This is a genomic window from Allobaculum sp. JKK-2023 (assembly GCF_034745455.1).
Lineage (GTDB): Bacteria > Bacillota_I > Bacilli_A > Erysipelotrichales > Erysipelotrichaceae > Allobaculum.
On record NZ_JAYERV010000003.1, the window covers coordinates 1,125,375 to 1,144,018 of the forward strand.

Genomic DNA, 18,644 nt, shown 5'->3' on the forward strand with positions numbered 1-18,644 from the left:
TAATATAACCAACTGTTAAAATCCGTTATAAATTACAGAGATTTTGCTTCTATTAGCTCCCGCATATGTTTTATTGCGCACTGGAAGGTTGGTAAAATCAAGCATCCTCCGTCATCTCGTTTCATTCTTAAATATTTTTCCCGCAGATACCATACCTGTTGGGAGGGGATTCCCTGTCCAGATTTCGCAGCGTTAATATCTGCATTTAACTCAAACCATGCAATATCCCAATGGTAATCTGTTTGTCCGCCGTCCTCAATCGTCGCTTTAAAGCTCATCCCGATATTGTTTTGGTGTTTTACCGGTGTATTGCTGGAATCGTTTATAGAACGTCGTCAGATTCGAGATGCCGACAGACTGAGCAATTTCATAGATCGGGATTTCTTTGTTCTGGATCAGAGCCAGTGAGCGTTTCATCCGCTCTTCATTAACCAGTTCCTTAAAGGTATGGCCGGTAATCTGTTTGATCAGCTTGCTGACATAGGAAACGTCATAGCCAATTGTGGCAGACGCTTCGTTGAGGTTTCCTTGGGCATAATTATGTTTGATGTAAACCAGGATCTCATCCACAAGCTCACGGTGTTTGTGTAAAGAAAACACCAGATTGGTCTGATAAGCTTCCAGGCGTGGCAGGTGGGTCAGCAGAATCATGATGAAACTGTCAATGATGTCATCACTGCCTTCCATATTAATCACGCGCTCATTGAGAATATTATCCACACATTGTCTGGAAAGCTGATCGTCCTGGGCATGGATAAGCATGTAGTGGATATGCTTGCTGTCCATATTCATCAGTTCAATCATGAACTGCTCATAGGAGCGCTGCTTGGAAACCCGGTTGATGTACCGGTGACTGAAGAAATAATCCGACAGAATAATATTGATGCCAAGATCCTCAGGTCCGGTCGGGAAAACTTTATGCGGAACGTGACGATCCAGAATCAGAAAGTCGCCTGCCTGGATTTCCAGACCTTCACCGTCAATTTCATAAACCATTTTGCCCGAATAGCAATAGCTGATGACGATGTAGTGATAGATATGGTACGGGACTGTCGGGGAATTTCGCGGATGAAATTGAATCAGATGGTTGAGCCTGTCAAAATCCCGCTCATGATCAAAAACAAACAGAACATCATCCCGGTATGGAACCGTACTGCACTTCTCGGCAAAATGGGCGTAAATTCCCTGTTCCGTTTTATCGGAACTCGTTGCTTCCGAAGCCAGATAGTCTTCGAGGTCAATATATTCGGACATTTCCAGTTCTCCTTCTCTCTTTTCTTAATCTTCAATTTTCTCTTTGTAATTCACTTCTGAAATTCAGACTTCTGCAATTCAAATTTTTGCAGTCCATCGAGAAGATTCTCTCTTACAGCATGTTCTTGCTGCTGATTTATGGTTTTGGCAGTGGTCCTTTAGAAGATCAATATCCGTGAATCTTCTTCAGGGATAATCTGCTTTACTCCCTTTATAAACATGAATGACATTCTTTTCAATACAAATCTGTATCTTATCTTATTTCCCTGTTGTTCATGGGCGTGTATTTATCTTTGTGATTTTCTGACGGCTCTTTTCGTTCATAATGCACATCATTTTCTTACAGAATTCTGTAACCTCTCTCAAAATCCCGCAAAAATTGACAGTCTATCGGCCACATTTTAACATTTCGGCCTTCCTCGACCTTCCGTATACTAAAGCCATCAAAACACAAACCGGTTTGAAAGATTTGAGAGAAAAAAAGAAGAACAAACAAGGAGAGTTCATTTATGGAAAACAACAAGTACTTCGATAAACTCTACGATGTTCTGGGCGGCGTTTCATTGAAATTAACGTCCAACATCTATATTGGAGCAATCAAAGATGGCATGCTCGCCTATATGCCATTCACCTTCATCGCATCGATCTTTTTGATCATCGCGTTCCTGCCCATTCAGGCCTACCAGGATTTCATGGCTTCCATCTTCGGCGCCGGCTGGGTTGGCGCCCTGACGATGGTCAACTCCGCTTCTCTGGGTATTGGTGGTGTGCTCGTATTGTTGACAGTCAGCCGTCGTCTGGCTGAAAAAATGGAAATTGATGCTTTACAGATTCAGCTGACCGCTCTGGTTTCCTACATTCTGCTGATCCCATTTGGTGCAGATGATGCTGGTAATTTCATTTCCGTTACTTTCTTAGGTGCTCAGTCGATTTTCTTAAGTTTGATTATTTCGATCGTTACCTGTCTGGTTTACCGCAAAATTGACCAGAAAGGCATCAAGATCAAAATGCCTGACAGTGTTCCACCTGCTGTTTCCAAACCTTTTGAATCGATTATTCCTTCCTTTGTCTGCATCGTTCTGTTCTGGCTGATTCGCTTAACAATCGATAACTTCAGCTTAGGAAGTGCTCTTGAAGTATTTAATGCAGTACTCGGCGCTCCATTACAGGCCATCGGTGGTTCTTTACCAGGCGCTATCTTTGTCAAACTGTTCTCTCAGGTTCTCTGGTTCTTCGGAATCCATGGGGATACGATCACCAACGCTGTAATGACTCCAATCCTTCAGGTTTTACAGATGGAAAACCAGGCTGCTTCTTTAGCCGGTGCTGTTCCGACAAATATTATCTGCCAGTCTTTCTGGGATTCCTTCGCTTCCATCGGCGTTATCGGATCCATCATCGGTATCTGCCTGGTTGCCAAGAGTGCCCGCTATAAAGAAATGAAGAAAATCGCAATGGTTCCATATATCTTCAACGTTGGTGAACCAACACTGTTCGGTCTGCCACTGATGATGAATGTTATCTATCTGATTCCATTCTTACTTGCAAACGTTGTCTCGATCCTGATCAGCTATGCTGCCATGGCAATGGGTCTGGTTCCAGTCTGCACTGGTCTTGCTCAGGTTCCATGGACTACCCCGCTGTTAATCTCCGGATACTTTGCGACTGGTTCCATCGCTGGTTCCATCCTGCAGCTTGTCTGCCTGGTTGCCGCCGTTGCCATCTGGCTGCCATTCGTTAAAATTGCTGACAAACAGATCTGCCAGGAAGAAGCGCAGATGGCTGCAGCTGCCACAATTACTGATACTCACGCTGACAAATCAATCCGCCAGGAAGAAGCAGAAGAAACTGCTGTTGCTCCCGCCAAATAATCTTTCCCGCTTAAAAAAGAAGCCCTGGCCTCCAGAGCTTCTTTTTTCCTATAAATCAGAATGATACCAAACCGCCTGTCCGCTTGATTTTCACTGTCATCCTTCTGCTCTGCTTGGCAAGACTGCAAGGGATGAATGCTGCTTCATCTTTTATGAAAAGGAAATATGACTATGCAAATGAAAGAGACCATTTTATATCCCCAGAGCTGGATTTCCGCACCCGCCGTTGACTACGGACAGGATGATGCCGGCTACTATCAGGATCATCGCAACGCTATCCTGTTTAACACCTTCCAGGCCCATCAGACCGACAGCTGCCTGCTTCATCTTGCCGTTCTTGGTTTTTATGAATGCCGGATTAATGGAAAGCCCGTCAGCACCAGCGTGCTCAACGGCCCCTGGACCAACTATCAGAAAACTGTTTACTACGATACATTCGACGTTTCCGCTCTGCTTGAAGAGGGAGAAAACACAATCGAAGTCGAACTGGGCAATGGCTATTACAATCCTTCTCCCATCACTTACTTTGGCAAATACAATCTGCGCAAAAACCTCAGCGAAGTCGGCGATCCGAAAATGTGGCTGCAGCTGATGGTCAACGACGAAATTGTTTTACAGAGCGATTCTTCCTGGAAAGCCGAAGAAGGCAACCTGCTGTTTAACAATCTGTTTTTAGGCGAAAAAGTCGACTTTAACCTGACCGATTCTCAGATTCATCCGGTGACCGTCTCCACAACGCCTTATCCGCTGACTCCTTCTTTTATGGAGCCAATCACCAGACATCAGTCTATCGATCCCATCTCTGTTGTGGAAAACGAACAGGGTCTGGAACTTGATTTTGGGGAAATGATTTCCGGTTTCTTTGAACTCGACTGGAACAGCACGGACAATGCGCAGATTCTCTGCAAATTTGCCGAACGCCGTAACCTAGATGGCAGTCTGAACTATTTTTCCAATGCGAACGGATCTGTTGGCGAAGTTCGTCCTGATGGTATCAAGACGCCTGGCGGCCCGGGGGCCCCTGAAGTTGCAGTTGAGCAGGATCTTCTGGTCTCCCGTCCGGGTGAGAATCATTTCTGCAATCGCTTCTCCTATCATTCTTTCCGTTACGTGCAAATTGACGGTCTGAAAAAAGAAGATCTGATGGCTGCCCATGCCATCTATGTTCACACCAACGTCCGCCAGATCGGAACAGTTCATACCGATAATGCTTTCTATAATGATCTGTATGATGCAGCATTGCGCACCAAATTAAACAACCTGCATTCTTCCTTCGAGGACTGTGCCAGAGAACGTTTAGGCTATGGCGGCGATATGGTGACCTTAGCCGATTCCAATCTGTATACCTTTGATCTGAAAAACGTCTATGAAAAAATCATCATCGATTTTCGCAATGACCAGACCCCAGCCGGCGGTTTTCCCGAAACTGCTCCTTATATGGGCATCCAAAGCAAAGGCACAGCCCAGGGCGAAGGCCCATTGATGTGGCAATATGTCTATCCGTATATTCTGAACAAATTGATTCAATTTTATGACGATAAAGAATTTGTGCGCGGTGAATATCCATATCTGAAAAAGAACATAGATTACCTGCTTTCCTGGGATGCTGCCGAACTCTCCCAGCATGATTTAGGCGACCATGGAAGCATTCTGATCATGGGACAATTCTATAAGCCAACCCCAGATAAACCATTAGCCGGCTATTGTGCGATTCTGCTTTTCTTAAATACGTTCATCAAAATCTCCCATGAGCTTGGCTATAAAGTCTCAGAATACGAAAAGACCAGAGATCTTCTCAAAACCGAGATTCTCGAACGATTTGCCAATGCGGATGGCACGTTTGGCGAAGGTGAACAGACCGGGATTGCTTTCCTGTATGGCGCCGGCGTACTCAATGCAGATCAGGCCGGCCGACTGCTCATCGAAAAAGTAAAAGCCGACCACGGCATCTATAATGCTGGAATTTTTGGAACAAAATTCATGTATGACCTGGCTCACGAACTTGGCCGGGACGATCTGACTGAATACTGGCTGACTCAGGATTCCGATATCTCCTTCAAGAAAATGCTCTCGAACGGCTCCAAGGCCATGGCCGAATTATTTGCGGGTGAAAGCTATTCCGACAATCATGCCATGTTTACTTCCTTTATCCAGTGGTATTATGAAGCCTTAGGCGGCATTCAGATCGACAAAAACGCAGTTGGCTTTGATTCTATCCGGGTTGCACCATACTTCTCGAAACAGATCAATGAAGTCTGTTGCTCAATTGATACGATCCACGGCCGGATCGAATCCAACTGGAAGCGGGTCGATGGAAAAATCACCTGGCTGCTGCGCGTTCCTTCTGCAATCCACTACGAAATCCTTGGCGACTACGATTCCTCTGTCGAACTGATTCTTCTGCCTGCCTGAACTGCCCTTGTTTTCTTGCTTTTCAGTCTGGTTTTCTTTTTCGATCTTCCCTATTCCTTTTCAAGTCATCGCTCATCTTCTTGCTCACTCTGATTCAGGAAGCCAGCTCTAGCCGGCTTCCTTTTTTCTATCCATTTTCTTTTCCCTTCATTTTTTCCCCTCATTTTCTCTGCCACACCTATAGCAAACGTTTCAAATCTCCCAAAATTCTGGCAATTTTTAGCAGTCAGCATACGCGATTCTGTCATTTCATCCGAGCGGTAAAACCCATAAACTAAAACCATAAGAACCGAACCTGAAGTCAAGGAGAACTTCAGAAAAATCAAAATCCAGCTGAAATTTGATGACTTTACCACCCCATGAAAAGGAGAAAAAACGATGAAACGCTCAATGAGCACCTGCCTGCTTGCTGCCACTCTTACTTTAGGAAGTCTGATCCAGACCGCTCCTGTTTTTGCTGAAGAAACTTCACAGACTGAAGCCCAGTCTGAAACGGGTATCACCCTGACCAGAAACGAAGATTCCGGCTGCTATTTCTGGAAACCACCAAGTTATTCGCATCGTTCAGACATTATGACGCCTGAATACTATGTCTTTGCGGGGAACCTGAGTGAAGCGGACATGAAAGACCTGATCGATGAGATGGATGCAGAAGATGCACTCAACGAGTGGGGATCTTCCATTACCTTTATTACACCCAAAAATGGAGAGACTTATTCCGATGCAGACGTTGAAAGTTTTGAAACGATGATTTCTCACGCCCCAATTAAAAACATCAAACTGATTGGTATTGATGACGGAGCAGCCTTTATCAACAATAAGATTGCTGATCATGCCAATTACATTGCCGGCATGCTGCTGGTCAACGGCACCCAGGAAGATGGCATTGAAGTCGATCAGGCGATTCCTGTTTATCTTGTGAATCCAGATGACAACTCCAAAGCCTTCTATGAAAAAGCCAATGCCCAGGAATCGATCGCTTCTGATTTACAGAAAACCATTGTGGGTGAAGATGAAACGTTAGCCGATGCCTTCGCCAATGCTTATGATCAGCTATTTATCCGCAATTATCGCTCCCACAATGATTTAACTGAGTTTTACAACCTGCCAGCTTTAGCCGATCGTGAAAACACGCTTGAATATAATTTTGAACTGACCAATTCTCCGGTCTTTGAAGATCTGGATATGACTTATAACGAAATGGTTCACCAAAGCATTGATGGTCTGGAAGGATCTGATTATGCCTGGTTTGAATACATTCCCAAGGCAGCCCTTGAAGCCGAAGAGAAGACCGTTCCCCTGGTTGTGACTTTACATGGCAACCAGAACGACCCACGCCTCCAGGGGGATACCACTGGCTGGGAAGAATTAGCTGCAGCGGAAAATTTCATGGTTGTTTCCCCTGAATACCAGACCGCTGAAGATCATGGCTACTTCACTCAGGAAGGAAATACTGAAATTTACGGAAAAGTGGAAGGCATGGGCGATGATGGTGTGATCAACCTGATCGAAATGCTCGAAACCAAATATCCGCAGATCGATCCTTCCCGGATTTATGTCACTGGTCTTTCGCAGGGCGGCGCCCTTACCAGTTACCTGGGTTTGAAATATAACAATGTCTTTGCTGCAGCAGCTTCTGTTTCCGGCGTCAACTCTCGTCACCAGGCGATTGAAGAGCTTCAGGCTGACTATGATGGCGCAAAGATCCCATTCATGTATCTTTGCGGCGACCACGACTTCTTCCAGATGATTCCTGTCGATGGATCCAGCGAACATGGAACCAAAGACCTGTTTGACTTCAGCATCTGGGAAAAAGATGAAAACACCCACATCTACTCGATTCTGACCGGCTACCAGAAAGCCAACGGCTTCGAAACAGCCGATATGGATATGGAAGCGGATCCTTACTTTGGAATTACCCCAACTGAAACAGAAGACATCGAACTGGGCGGCAAAACAGCGCACGTTTCCCGTCTGGCTCAGGATGGAACAACGTACATGGAACTGGTTGCGATTGAAGACCAGGCGCATTGGAACAACAAAGCCGAAGCACAATACATCTGGAATTTCTTCAAAAACTATTCCCGCGATACGGAAACCGGCGATCTGGTCGTAGCTGCCACAAAAGCAGAAACTTCTGGTCCATCCACAACTACCAAGAGCATCTATCTTGCCATCGGATTTGCCGCAATCGCCCTGCTGCTCTTTGTTCCTTCCCGCAAAAAAGATCAAGCAAACAAGGCTTAAACCAAATTTACAAACCCTGAGCAAAAACAGTCCACAAACAGTTATGCCTTTGCGATCTGTTTGACAGATCCACCCTTTTTCTAAAGATAACTCATTCCCCTGAACAAATCCTCCTCTGTTCAGATCGCCGATCCTGATCAAAACTGAACCTGCCTGTCGGGCAGCCATTGACAGGCAGGTTCCTCCTGGAAAGCCAGTCTCTCTCTTACTCACTTGCATCAATTTTTCTGGCTTTTCAGTTTCTCCTTCCTGCTCCAGGCTGCCTTACCCGACTGGAGCAGAGTAAGGCAGATCTTCATTTCAAATCTTCTTCTCACTTCTTTTCTTCTTCTTCTTTTTATCTCTGTCATCGACAAACCCGTCCTGAAGACCACAAGGACGGGTTTTCTTTTGCCTGTGTCTCATCCTTGTGTCTCACCCCTGTTCCTCATCCTTGCTCTTCTGCCAGTTTTCAAAGACTGTGATCAGTTTTCCAAAACCGCATCCAATTCTTAAACGTGATGATCACAACTGACCTTCTGACCATCTGCTGATTTTCTCCAGAAAAAAAAGCCGTCACCACTTTGGATAGGATGACGGCAGGTTTGAATTCTAAGTGCATTCAATGCAAAACGAATATAAGATTTCGCCAGACAGTTTTCTGCAGACAGAATCCCGATTTCAGGACCATTCCCGAAAAGATCCGCAGCAGCGAATGAATCCGCTTATGGACGCAGACCCATACCGCCTTCTAAGGTAATGGTTTCACCAGTCATATACTTGAAGTCCGGACCGGCGATCTGAACGCAAACACGGCCGATATCCTGAATCACATCGCCATAATGACCAGCAGGGGGCATTTTTACATTCTGCTTAAATGCATCCGGGTAAGCCAGGCTGAAGTTTTCGAGCTGGGCAGTCCAGGCCAGCGGGCAGATGATGTTGACGTTGATATTGTCTTTTGCCCATTCAGTAGCGGCAACGCGGCTCAATCCACGGATGCCTTCTTTGGCAGCTGCATAAGCGCACTGACCAAAGTTGCCAAACAGACCCGCACCAGAAGCAAAGTTAATGACCGAACCCTGAGATTCTTTCAGAGCTGGATAGCACGCCTGCATATAATAGAAGGCCGCATACAGACCCGAATACAGAGCCAGGTTGAACTGATCGGTTGTGTGGTCAACCAGAGTCACACCAGAAGCAGATGCCTGGGCATTATTGATCAGAACGTCAATCCGTCCAAATTTTTCAAGAGTTTTATCGACAACCATTTTGGCAGTTGCTGCATTATCAGCACCAGCAGAAATATCTGCCTGAACAGGCAGAACCTGAATGCCATACATTTCTTCCAGTTCTGCTTTGGCATCTTCCAGCTTTTTCACATTCCGGCCGGTAATAACCAGATTTGCACCTTCTTTGGCAAAGCAATGCGCGATTCCATATCCAATTGCGCCTGGCTGCCCATTTTTCAGAGTTGCTTTTCCGCCGCCTGTAATGATGCAGACTTTGTTTTCATACATTCCCATCGTCATACTCTCCTATACTTACTTTTCCTGTTTTCGAAACGAAAAGACTAGCTTTGTTAAAGCGTTAACATTTCTGCTTCTAGTAAACAGTTTTTTTAATGTACTCAGTGTAAAAGATCTTCTACAAAAAAGAAACAAAGTCAAAAAATGAACAAGCGGATTCTGTGAACTTTACATTAAAACGATGAAATCAAAACACATACAGTCATCAGTCTGTACAGAATCTATCTGAAAACGAAACAAAATTCACATCAAAAGCAATCCCGCCAGACAATCCCTGTCTGGCGGAAAAAGCAGTCCAAGTTAAAGATAGAAACAGAAAGGACAAAAGGACATGGCGAATCGCTAAAGCTGGGAAGCTCTTAAATGGTGATGGTGATGAGAATCCAGATTTCCAACATGGGTATGCCGATGCGTAGGTTCTTACGCAAATGTAGTTTTTAACACTGGTGATCAGTAGGGATTGTCCGCAATGACAGTCCCTTTTTTGATCATTTAAATAAATTAATTATCTTTATTAGGTTTGTTAAGCATCTATAATCAATAACCTTATTGCTCATTATTGTTTATTTCATTATCATAGAATTTCATGCTCTTTAAGGGGTTTCTGAAAGGACTGTGGTGACAATGAACAAACTGAGTTTTATCCGTATTCACGAAGAGAATAAGCCTGTTCACGATATTGAGTCCTCTCTCTTTGGTGAAGATTTGATTAAAGATGCTGACCGACAGGATTATCGGGACAAGTATGGCTGCCTCCACTTTTTTCGTATTCATGCTCCAGAAACCGGGAAAATCAGTGGACCAAACGGTGAAAAATGTATTTCCACAAATGGATATCAGGAACGCATCTGTCAGACCATGCCTGTTGGAGGCCAGACTGCTTATGTTCATATTCGCCAGGAACGCCTTGTCTACTTCAATAAGCATGGTAAGAAAGTTACTTTTGTGCTTCCTGTCAAGGGATACCGCTTTAATCAGCGGAAAAGTGACGAACTTACTGTTTTTCTGCTGTCTATTTCACTCTTCTGCTCGGCAAATGTGGCAGCACACGTGTGCCAGTCCATGGGCATTGATGTCTGCCATGATACCATCACCAGAATCTACAAAAACATTACAATCGTAGATAACCCTGATATCAAGGCCATTGGTGTCGATGACGTCAGTTCCAGAAAAGGGCGAACCTACCACACAGCTATTTACGATCTGAAAACGCACCAGGTTATTGCGCTGCTTGATGGAAGAGATGGCCAGGCACTTAAGGAGTGGCTGAAAAAACACCAGAAGGTTAAGATTGTAACCCGTGATCGTGCTTCCGCTTTTGCTTCAGCGATTTCTGAGATCTTGCCAGACTGTACTCAGATAGCAGACCGTTTCCACTTATTCCAGAATCTTGTAGGCCGTATTAAGGATATTTTGAAGTGTGAAATTCCATCTACACTCTATGTAAAGGATGGAGAGATTACTTCAGTAAAACCTGAGACAGAGAAAGCCGCGCCTGCTGTTGCAGAAAAAGTGGAATATGACAATACACCCGTTGCCGAAACAAACTGCCAGATCATCAAAGACAAAGCCAAAAGTGACGATTTTTACGCAGAACAGTATGAAAGACAGGCAAAAGTCTGTTCTGATAAGTACGCAATGATCTGTTCTTTGCGAAAAGAATGGGCTGAGACCGTGAAGCCTAAGTTCAAGGATTTTCAGGAGAAATATGACATCTCCTATCCTACTTTAAAAAAATACCTGAAGATGACGGAAGAGGAAGTTGAAGGAATAAAAGAGGTTAGAAAGCGACCAAAGTATAAGACAGACATGGATAACTATATCAATATAATTTATAAAATGGTTATTGATGGCCATAAACCCGCTGTCATCTATTCATACCTGCAATCTAAAGGATGCAAGGCCTGTTATGGTACGGTCTTGCATTATATTCATCAGATGAAGAATACTCATATCAAAGACGAACTCATAAAGCCTTTTGACTATGACAGGGGCACTGAAGCGGTTCAGGTCAAACGCTACGACATCGTGAAATACATGGTAACCAGCGATCGGGACAAGATGAAGGAGACTGAAGTTGCGAAAGTGTACGAACAGATTCTGGATAAGTATCCTGCAGTGAGATTCTGCGATCAGCTCTGGAAGGATTTCCATGAGACATTGATGGGAGACAATCCAGATAAACTTGACTGGTTCTGTACCAAATATGAGGAGAGTAGAATCCAAGGCTTTATAAACGGCATAAAAAAAGATATTGCGCCGGTCAAGAACGCAATATCCTATGAGCATAGCAGCGGGTTCGTTGAAGGCGGCAACTGCCGCTATAAGCTTGTCAAACGTACCATGTTTGGCAGAGCCAACATTGAACACCTGTTCCATAAGTTTTATGCCCAATCTAGTATAACGTGTGGTGGATTAAATGCCAGAACTTTGTTAGCAGACTGGATTGAAAAATCACGTTGGGAAGACAAAACGGTCATTTAAACAATGATCATGAATGAGAAACAGTCAGAATGAGAGGCTTCTACTGATCACTAGTGTTAAAAACTACATTTGCGTAAGATCCGATGCGTATGGCGGATCGTTTTGAGTTTTTTGCCATTGGAATCATAGAGAATATGTTCATGTTCATGCTGGTGAGAAGTCATAAGAGTATCGCTGACGACAAGAACCGTTCCAGTCACCATAAACAGCAGACCCAAGAAATAAGAAACCGACAGGGATTCTCCATTTATAAAAAATGCCAGGAACGTTCCGATAAACGGGGCGGCCGCATAATAGGCGCTGGTGCGGGCTGCACCAAGATCGCGTTGAGCCCGAACATACAAAAAGATGCTCAAACCATACGCCACAAAACCCAGCAGCATGGTCAGGAAAATAGATTGCCACTCTGGAAACGGCTCACGAATGACCTGGGCAATCATAAACGAACCGAGACTACAGCATAATCCCTTGATCGTAACGATTTCATAGGAACTTTTATCCGAAATTTTACGGGTACAGTTGTTTTCAAGCCCCCAACAGCAAGTCGCCAGCAGCACGAGTAAGGAACCCAGCGAAAAATGGAAACTATCTGATCCTTCAAAAGACAGAACAATGCTGGAAGCAGTAATGAACAGAATAGCAACAAACAGTTTTCTCGAAACTTTCTCTCGAAAAACCAGGAATGCAATCAGGGCTGTTGCGACAATTTCAAAATTTCCCAGCAGGGTTGCATTGGCTGAAGAGCCAATTTCAACACCCATCATCAGAAGAATCGGAGCGATGATATCCAGAACAACCATGCCAATCGTATAGGGAAGATCTTTTCTGGACAGTCTGTCCAACTCTGTCTCTTCTTTCCAGTGAAACAGGTACAGAACAGCAATCCCTACACCAGCTCCAAAGTACAGGAAGGAGGCCATATACACAGGGGCAACATGAGCGAGAAGCAGTTTAGAAAACGGAACATTGAGCGCATAAAACACAGCGGCTAAAAATGCAAACAATACAGCTTTTGAAGTATTTGACTTCATAAAATCCTCCTTTTGCAGAATACGAAACCGATTCGAATTTCTTCCCTAGTTTTTCAGAACTAAAGCGCCTCAATTTATCTTTTACAAACAAACAATTCTGAACATTTATTTCCTAAATCACAATTGAACGTTTATAATTGGCCAATTCATCTTTGCCATAAACAGCATACTCTAGTTATGTCGGCTGCATCCTATCTAATAGGTTACGACAGATTCCACCAAAAACACCTGTTCAGCCACATACTTGAGGCAGGAGATGCATTGACCATGTCTGCTCACGTTAGCGATCGTTTCATGGGCCTCTGTATCCTTTTCATGGTTAAGGTTATCAAAAATTGTTCTTAATACATAGCCAAAATACACTCTAAACTGTTAATACCAAGCGAAATTGTTCATATACAGTAGACATAAATTTGCCTATAATGCTTTTGTCGGTCGCATTTTATCAATATGTCTATATCACCACTTATAGTGCAAACCGACGTAAAATAAAGTGGACATGTGAAAACCCTCGCCAAACTTTCAAAAGAAAGATAAATTGGTTTTATTGTTGACCAAAAAAATTCAATTGAGTCTATTATGGATTCACTGAGAACGACAAGGATTCTACGGAACTTGTACGTGTAAAAAGATCTCCATTTGGAGACCTTTTTATGTTAGAAGAATTTATGAAAAAGCCGTTTAAGTCTGTAGAAGAACAAGTTTCGCTTTTAGAAAGTCACGGATTAGATATATTTTGGATAGTTTGGGATTTCCATCAGATTGGATAAATTAAACACGTTTCATTTCATAATCATCGATATTTGTAATTTTTTCTATTGGTAATTTAATAATCATTTTTACTCTCTTTCTATTTTTCTGACTTTGGAGGAATCTTGACGTATTTTTTCTGTTTTGTGTTGATTTATCGGTTTATTTTTGGGCATTTTATGTTACTCTACAAAATACTGGTCCAGAAAGAAAGATCTTCATCAAAGAAAGGAGGAATATTTCTTTTTTATGAAACTGATCTTTCACTATTTGAAACAACACAAGCTTCTGTTTTTGTTGAATCTGATCTGTGCCGGAAGCTTCGCTTTAACCGAACTTGGCATCCCGACATTGTTTGGCCGGATGACCGACAACTACCTCGATCAGGGGCCAGAGTCATTTTATTATCAGTGCTTTTTTCTGATTCTGATTGCAGCCATCACCACGACCATTGGCATGAGTCTGCTTGCCTATACCTCCAGCAAGCTGTCTACTTTGATCGTTTATGAAATCCGTAAAGATCTGTTTGCCCATGTAATGACGTTTTCAGTCGAAGAAATCGATCACTTTACTGTTTCTTCGCTGATCACGCGAACCGGATCGGACGCCTATCAGATTCTGATGTTCTGTCATCAAATCTTTCGCAGCGCGCTGCTTGCCCCGATCATGCTGGTGGTCTGTTCCATTCTGGTCATCACCACATCCCCCACTCTTTCCTGGTTTGTGCTTGGAACGATCCCAGTCATTCTGATTGGTGCCTATGGCTTTTTCAAAGCAGCCGGTCCGCTGTCTGCTCGCCAGCAAAAGTCGATTGACCGCATCAATCAGATCCTGCGTGAAAACCTCAACGGCATCCGGGTCATCCGTTCGTTCAATCGCCAGAAAACAGAAGAAGAACGCTTTGCCAGAGAAAACAAAGAATATCAGACGGTGACCTCGAAACTGTTCAAGCTCATGGCCATGTCTGAACCGCTCTTTTTCTTTTTGATGAACCTGACTTCGATTACCATCTACTATGTGGCTTCGCACATGATTGGGGCAGGCTCTTTGCAGATTGGCGAACTTTTGATGTTTGTCGAATACCTTTTCCATTGCATGATGAGTGTTCTGGTCGTCTGCATGATCTGCATGATGTATCCGCGGGCGGCAGTGTCGGCCAGACGAATTGAGGAGGTTCTGGATACAGAACCTTCGATCAAATCCTGTGGCCATAGCGTGCTCGATCATGTGGATACACTGGAATTCAAAAACGTTTCATTTGCTTATCCCAACAGCAAGAATCACTCCCTGACCGATATCAGCTTCAAAGCGAAAGCGGGTCAGAAAGTTGCGCTGATCGGGTCGACAGGGTCAGGAAAATCAACGGTGACCAAACTGATCAGCCGTTTCTACGATCCCAGTGCGGGTTCGATTGAAATCAACGGCCAGGATATCCGCACCTATACGCTCGAATCTTTACGATGCAAAACTGCAATGGTTTCCCAGAAAGCCCATCTGTTTTCGGGAACGATCAAAGACAACATCACCTTTGGAAACCGCCAGGCGATGGATGAAGAAATCGATCATGCCATTCAGATCGCTCAGGCCCAGGCATTCATTGCCGAGCGCGAAAACGGTCTTGAAGACCTGGTCAGTGAAGAAGGAAGCAACTTGTCCGGCGGACAGAAGCAGCGTCTTTCCATTGCCCGGGCCATCGTAACCAATGCCGGATTGTATATTCTGGATGATTCCTTTTCGGCACTTGACCTGGCTACCGATGCCAAACTGCGCAAGGCGCTTGAACCGATTCAGAAAGATGCCTTGTTTTTGATCGTTGCCCAGCGGATCCCTTCCATTCTGGACTGCGATCAGATTCTGGTCCTCGATCAAGGACATCTGGCTGCAGCTGGCACGCACAAAGAACTGTACCGGGATTGCGAACTGTATCGCCAGATTGTGCTCTCGCAGATGAGTGAACAGGAGGCAGATCGCTATGCCGAGTAAGAAAACTACACCGGCCATCCACAGTGATATGCCGAAAAACCTTACCTTCCGCCAGTGCCTCCAGCATCTCTATACTTTTATCCGTCCAAACCAGAAAAAACTCTGGGCGGGTCTTATCATGGTGGTCATCACCAACCTGACCTACATTGCGATGCCGGTTGCGGAAGGGAGAATCACCTCGCAGCTGCAGATGGATGTCACCTCTGCCAATGGTGGTCCAATCCACGTTCAGATGGATGTCATTGTCCATCTGATTCTCATTCTGTTGAGCATTTATCTTATCAAGATCACTGGCCAGTTTCTCAGTACAATCTGGATGACCGATTCGATTCAGAAAACGATGTACGATCTGCGCAATGCGATCGAGCATAAGATCAACTGCCTGCCAGTCGCTTACTTTGATGCGCACAAGACCGGCGATCTGCTTTCGCGGATTACCAACGATGTCGAAACCGTCTCCAATGCGCTTCAGCAGACGCTTTCCCGTATTATTGGAGCATTCCTTTCCACCACGCTGATTCTGATCATGATGTTTACGATCAACCGGGTGATGTTTGGAATGGTTGTGCTCGGTATTCCGCTGATTATCACCATCTCAGTTTTCATTGTCCGCAAGACCCAGCCCATCTTCGATGAACAACAGGAAGCGCTGGCCACCCTGAACAGTACCGTTAACGAAATGTATGGCGGCCTGAGCGAGATCATGATTTACAACCAGCAGGACTTTGCCAAAAAAGCCTTTGATGAAGCCAATGAGCGGATGTATAAAACCAGCTTCAAAGCGCAGACTCTGTCCGGCCAGATTGGCCCATGGACAACGATTGTGATCTATATCGAGATTGGACTTTGTTGTCTGTACGGGATTTTCCAGGTGATTTCCGGTCATCTGATGCTGGGTTCCCTGCAAGCCTTCATCCGCTACATCTGGAATGTCAATGATCCTTTATCGCAGCTCTCATCCCTGTCTTCAGCCGTTCAGTCGGCTTTTTCCGGAATGAACCGTCTGTTCTCATTTCTGGACCTTGATGAAGAAGAACAGACTCTCACCCAAAAACCGATTGATGAAATCAAAGAGATCGACTTCAGGCATATCCGCTTTTCCTATACGGATCAGCCTTTGATGGAAGATGTATCCTTCCACGTTGATCGCAATCAGACGGTTGCGATCGTTGGCCATACCGGCGCCGGAAAAACAACGCTGACCAATCTGCTGGAACGCTACTATCCATTGGATGGCGGCCAGATTGCGATCAATGGCCAGAATATCAATGATCTCTCTTTTGAAGATCTGCGTGATCTGATTGGTCTGGTGCTCCAGGATCCCTGGTTATTTGAAGGCACGATTGAAGAAAACCTGAAGTATGCCAAAGATAATCTGAGTGATGAGCAAATCCATAAAGCCATTGAAACAGCCCGACTGACTGAAACGCTGGCGGCTCTGCCTGATGGCTTACAGACCGAGCTGAATGAAGATGCCCAGAACCTTTCTCAGGGAGAAAAGCAGCTGTTAACGATTGCCCGTGCCTTGTTGAAGGATCCAAAGATTCTGATTCTTGATGAAGCGACAAGCTCCGTCGATACGCGTCTGGAAAAAAGACTGCAGGCAGCCATGAATGAAGTTATGAAAAACCGAACCTGTTTTGTCATTGCCCACCGTCTGTCCACGATTCTCAATGCAAATCTGATTCTGGTCATGGATCATGGGGACCTGGTCGAAAGCGGAACGCATGAAGAATTGCTTGCCAGAGGCGGTACCTACGCCAGACTCTACAACTCCCAGTTCCAGGACTCAGGTCTTAATCTTGCTGGGTAATTTGAAGGAATGGATAAGACTTCAATTAAAAACAGAACGATTGCCAAAGAGTGATCAAAAATAACGGGAAGATTGCCCAGATTCGATCTGGTGAAATCTTCCCGTTCTTATTTTCTGGTGCTTCTTATTTTCTTTTTCTGGTATATTTTCCGGCCCTGCTGGTTGGTTTTAACTCTTTGCTGATTTTAAATCCGTACTGGCTCTGTCTCTTACCAGACTGGTCATCCGACTTTTCCCTTCTTTACCGATGCGGCTTTTAATTTTCTACTGGCCCAAACTCGATTCAATCCTGCTGTTTATCTGGCTTTTGATCGGTCCGACCTATCTTTTTACAGTCTTTGTTCGATTCGCTACAGCAGCTGCCGGTTTGTTGCAGATGACCATCATTTTTGATTAATCTTACATTATTCTTTCACTTATCTTGCGCATCTGTCATGTTTATTGAATAGATGAACATGGTTTAAGAATCAAAGGTTTTTCTTACGGGATTCTTACTATGAAGTTCATAAATTATTCACAATGCCCTCTTTGTGCACTGCTAAAATAGGTGCATGTACAAAATCATGATCGTTGAAGATGATCCTTCTGTTTCTGGAGCTCTGGCTTCCGTACTGGAAAGCTGGGGCTTTGATGCGAGAAGGGCAGAAACATTTGATGATATCCTCGAACAATTTGAATCCGTAAAACCAGACCTGGTGCTCATGGATCTGAATCTGCCAGAACGCAACGGCTTTTTCTGGACCGGCGAAATCCGGAAGTTCTCCTCAGTCCCCATCATTTTCATTTCCAGTGCGGATGAAAATATGAACGTCATCACCGCCCTCAATCAGGGGGCAGATGACTACATCACGAAGCCATTTGATATTTCGGTTCTTGTTTCAAAGATTCGTGCTCTGCTGAGAAGAACGTTTGATTATACCTCCCGCACCGATTTTCTTGAGCATAAGGGAGTTCGTCTGGATACTGGAAGCAACGAAGTCAGCTATAACGGGAAAACAATTGATCTGTCAAAAAACGAGGCAAAGATACTGAAGATTCTGATGGAAAACAAAGATCGGATTGTCCGCCGTGAACAGCTGATGGATGCCTTGTGGAAAACGGATTGCTACATTGACGAAAATACCTTATCGGTCAACGTCAACCGGCTGCGCCGCAAACTCGAAGGCATTGATTTGTTCGATTATGTTATCACCCGCAAAGGAATCGGCTACATGGTCTGATTCCTCCCAAAACCGCCCAGGCGGTTTTTTCTTTTGGGCATAAAAAATCCCTGCGATAAACATCGCAGGGA

12 protein-coding genes are annotated in these 18,644 nt (G+C 44.5%); 7 read left to right on the forward strand and 5 right to left on the reverse strand.

The window, feature by feature from the left end; translation table 11 throughout:
* Positions 1 to 32 precede the first annotated feature (32 nt).
* Both U4956_RS04500 and U4956_RS04505 read right to left on the reverse strand, forming a co-directional pair.
* Positions 33 to 278, reverse strand: coding sequence for a hypothetical protein (locus U4956_RS04500; RefSeq protein WP_323089309.1), 246 nt, complete (start codon positions 276 to 278; stop codon positions 33 to 35).
* Positions 268 to 1,254 (reverse strand): AraC family transcriptional regulator, encoded by a 987-nt coding sequence (locus tag U4956_RS04505; RefSeq protein ID WP_323089311.1) that lies wholly within the window; start codon positions 1,252 to 1,254, stop codon positions 268 to 270. Before U4956_RS04505 ends, U4956_RS04500 begins: the two co-directional genes overlap by 11 nt.
* 509 nt (positions 1,255 to 1,763) lie before the next feature.
* Between U4956_RS04505 and U4956_RS04510 the strand changes: the two genes are divergently transcribed.
* Positions 1,764 to 3,125, forward strand: a complete 1,362-nt coding sequence (locus tag U4956_RS04510; protein ID WP_323089313.1) for a PTS sugar transporter subunit IIC — start codon at positions 1,764 to 1,766, stop codon at positions 3,123 to 3,125.
* A gap of 171 nt (positions 3,126 to 3,296) precedes the next feature.
* Positions 3,297 to 5,537 (forward strand): family 78 glycoside hydrolase catalytic domain, encoded by a 2,241-nt coding sequence (locus U4956_RS04515; RefSeq protein ID WP_323089314.1) that lies wholly within the window; start codon positions 3,297 to 3,299, stop codon positions 5,535 to 5,537.
* A 65-nt stretch (positions 5,538 to 5,602) separates the two neighbouring features.
* Here U4956_RS04515 and U4956_RS04520 read toward each other — a convergent pair whose 3' ends face one another.
* Complete coding sequence (locus U4956_RS04520) at positions 5,603 to 5,935, reverse strand: hypothetical protein (RefSeq protein WP_323089316.1); 333 nt, start codon at positions 5,933 to 5,935, stop codon at positions 5,603 to 5,605.
* Here U4956_RS04520 and U4956_RS04525 point away from each other — a divergent pair.
* A complete protein-coding gene (locus U4956_RS04525; RefSeq protein WP_323089318.1) occupies positions 5,916 to 7,784 on the forward strand; it encodes an alpha/beta hydrolase family esterase in 1,869 nt (622 codons plus the stop codon). The genes U4956_RS04520 and U4956_RS04525 overlap by 20 nt on opposite strands.
* A 704-nt stretch (positions 7,785 to 8,488) precedes the next feature.
* On the opposite strand, the gene U4956_RS04530 is transcribed toward U4956_RS04525, so the two are convergent.
* Entirely contained in the window at positions 8,489 to 9,289 is an 801-nt protein-coding gene (locus tag U4956_RS04530; protein ID WP_323089319.1) for an SDR family oxidoreductase, read from the reverse strand.
* Between the two features lie 627 nt (positions 9,290 to 9,916).
* Between U4956_RS04530 and U4956_RS04535 the strand changes: the two genes are divergently transcribed.
* The gene (locus tag U4956_RS04535; RefSeq protein WP_323089321.1) at positions 9,917 to 11,776 is read left to right on the forward strand and encodes an ISL3 family transposase; all 1,860 of its coding nucleotides are present in this window, start codon (positions 9,917 to 9,919) and stop codon (positions 11,774 to 11,776) included.
* Between the two features lie 56 nt (positions 11,777 to 11,832).
* On the opposite strand, the gene U4956_RS04540 is transcribed toward U4956_RS04535, so the two are convergent.
* Positions 11,833 to 12,807, reverse strand: a complete 975-nt coding sequence (locus U4956_RS04540; protein WP_323089323.1) for a DMT family transporter — start codon at positions 12,805 to 12,807, stop codon at positions 11,833 to 11,835.
* A gap of 999 nt (positions 12,808 to 13,806) precedes the next feature.
* Between U4956_RS04540 and U4956_RS04545 the strand changes: the two genes are divergently transcribed.
* The 3 genes from U4956_RS04545 (at position 13,807) to U4956_RS04555 (ending at position 18,573) form a co-directional block, all read left to right on the forward strand.
* The gene (locus U4956_RS04545; RefSeq protein ID WP_323089324.1) at positions 13,807 to 15,540 is read left to right on the forward strand and encodes an ABC transporter ATP-binding protein; all 1,734 of its coding nucleotides are present in this window, start codon (positions 13,807 to 13,809) and stop codon (positions 15,538 to 15,540) included.
* Positions 15,530 to 17,353: an ABC transporter ATP-binding protein gene (locus U4956_RS04550; RefSeq protein ID WP_323089325.1), complete on the forward strand. Its 1,824-nt coding sequence runs from the start codon at positions 15,530 to 15,532 to the stop codon at positions 17,351 to 17,353. The genes U4956_RS04545 and U4956_RS04550 overlap by 11 nt, the downstream gene beginning before the upstream one ends.
* A 551-nt stretch (positions 17,354 to 17,904) precedes the next feature.
* Positions 17,905 to 18,573: a response regulator transcription factor gene (locus U4956_RS04555; protein ID WP_323089326.1), complete on the forward strand. Its 669-nt coding sequence runs from the start codon at positions 17,905 to 17,907 to the stop codon at positions 18,571 to 18,573.
* The last annotated feature ends 71 nt before the right edge of the window (positions 18,574 to 18,644 follow it).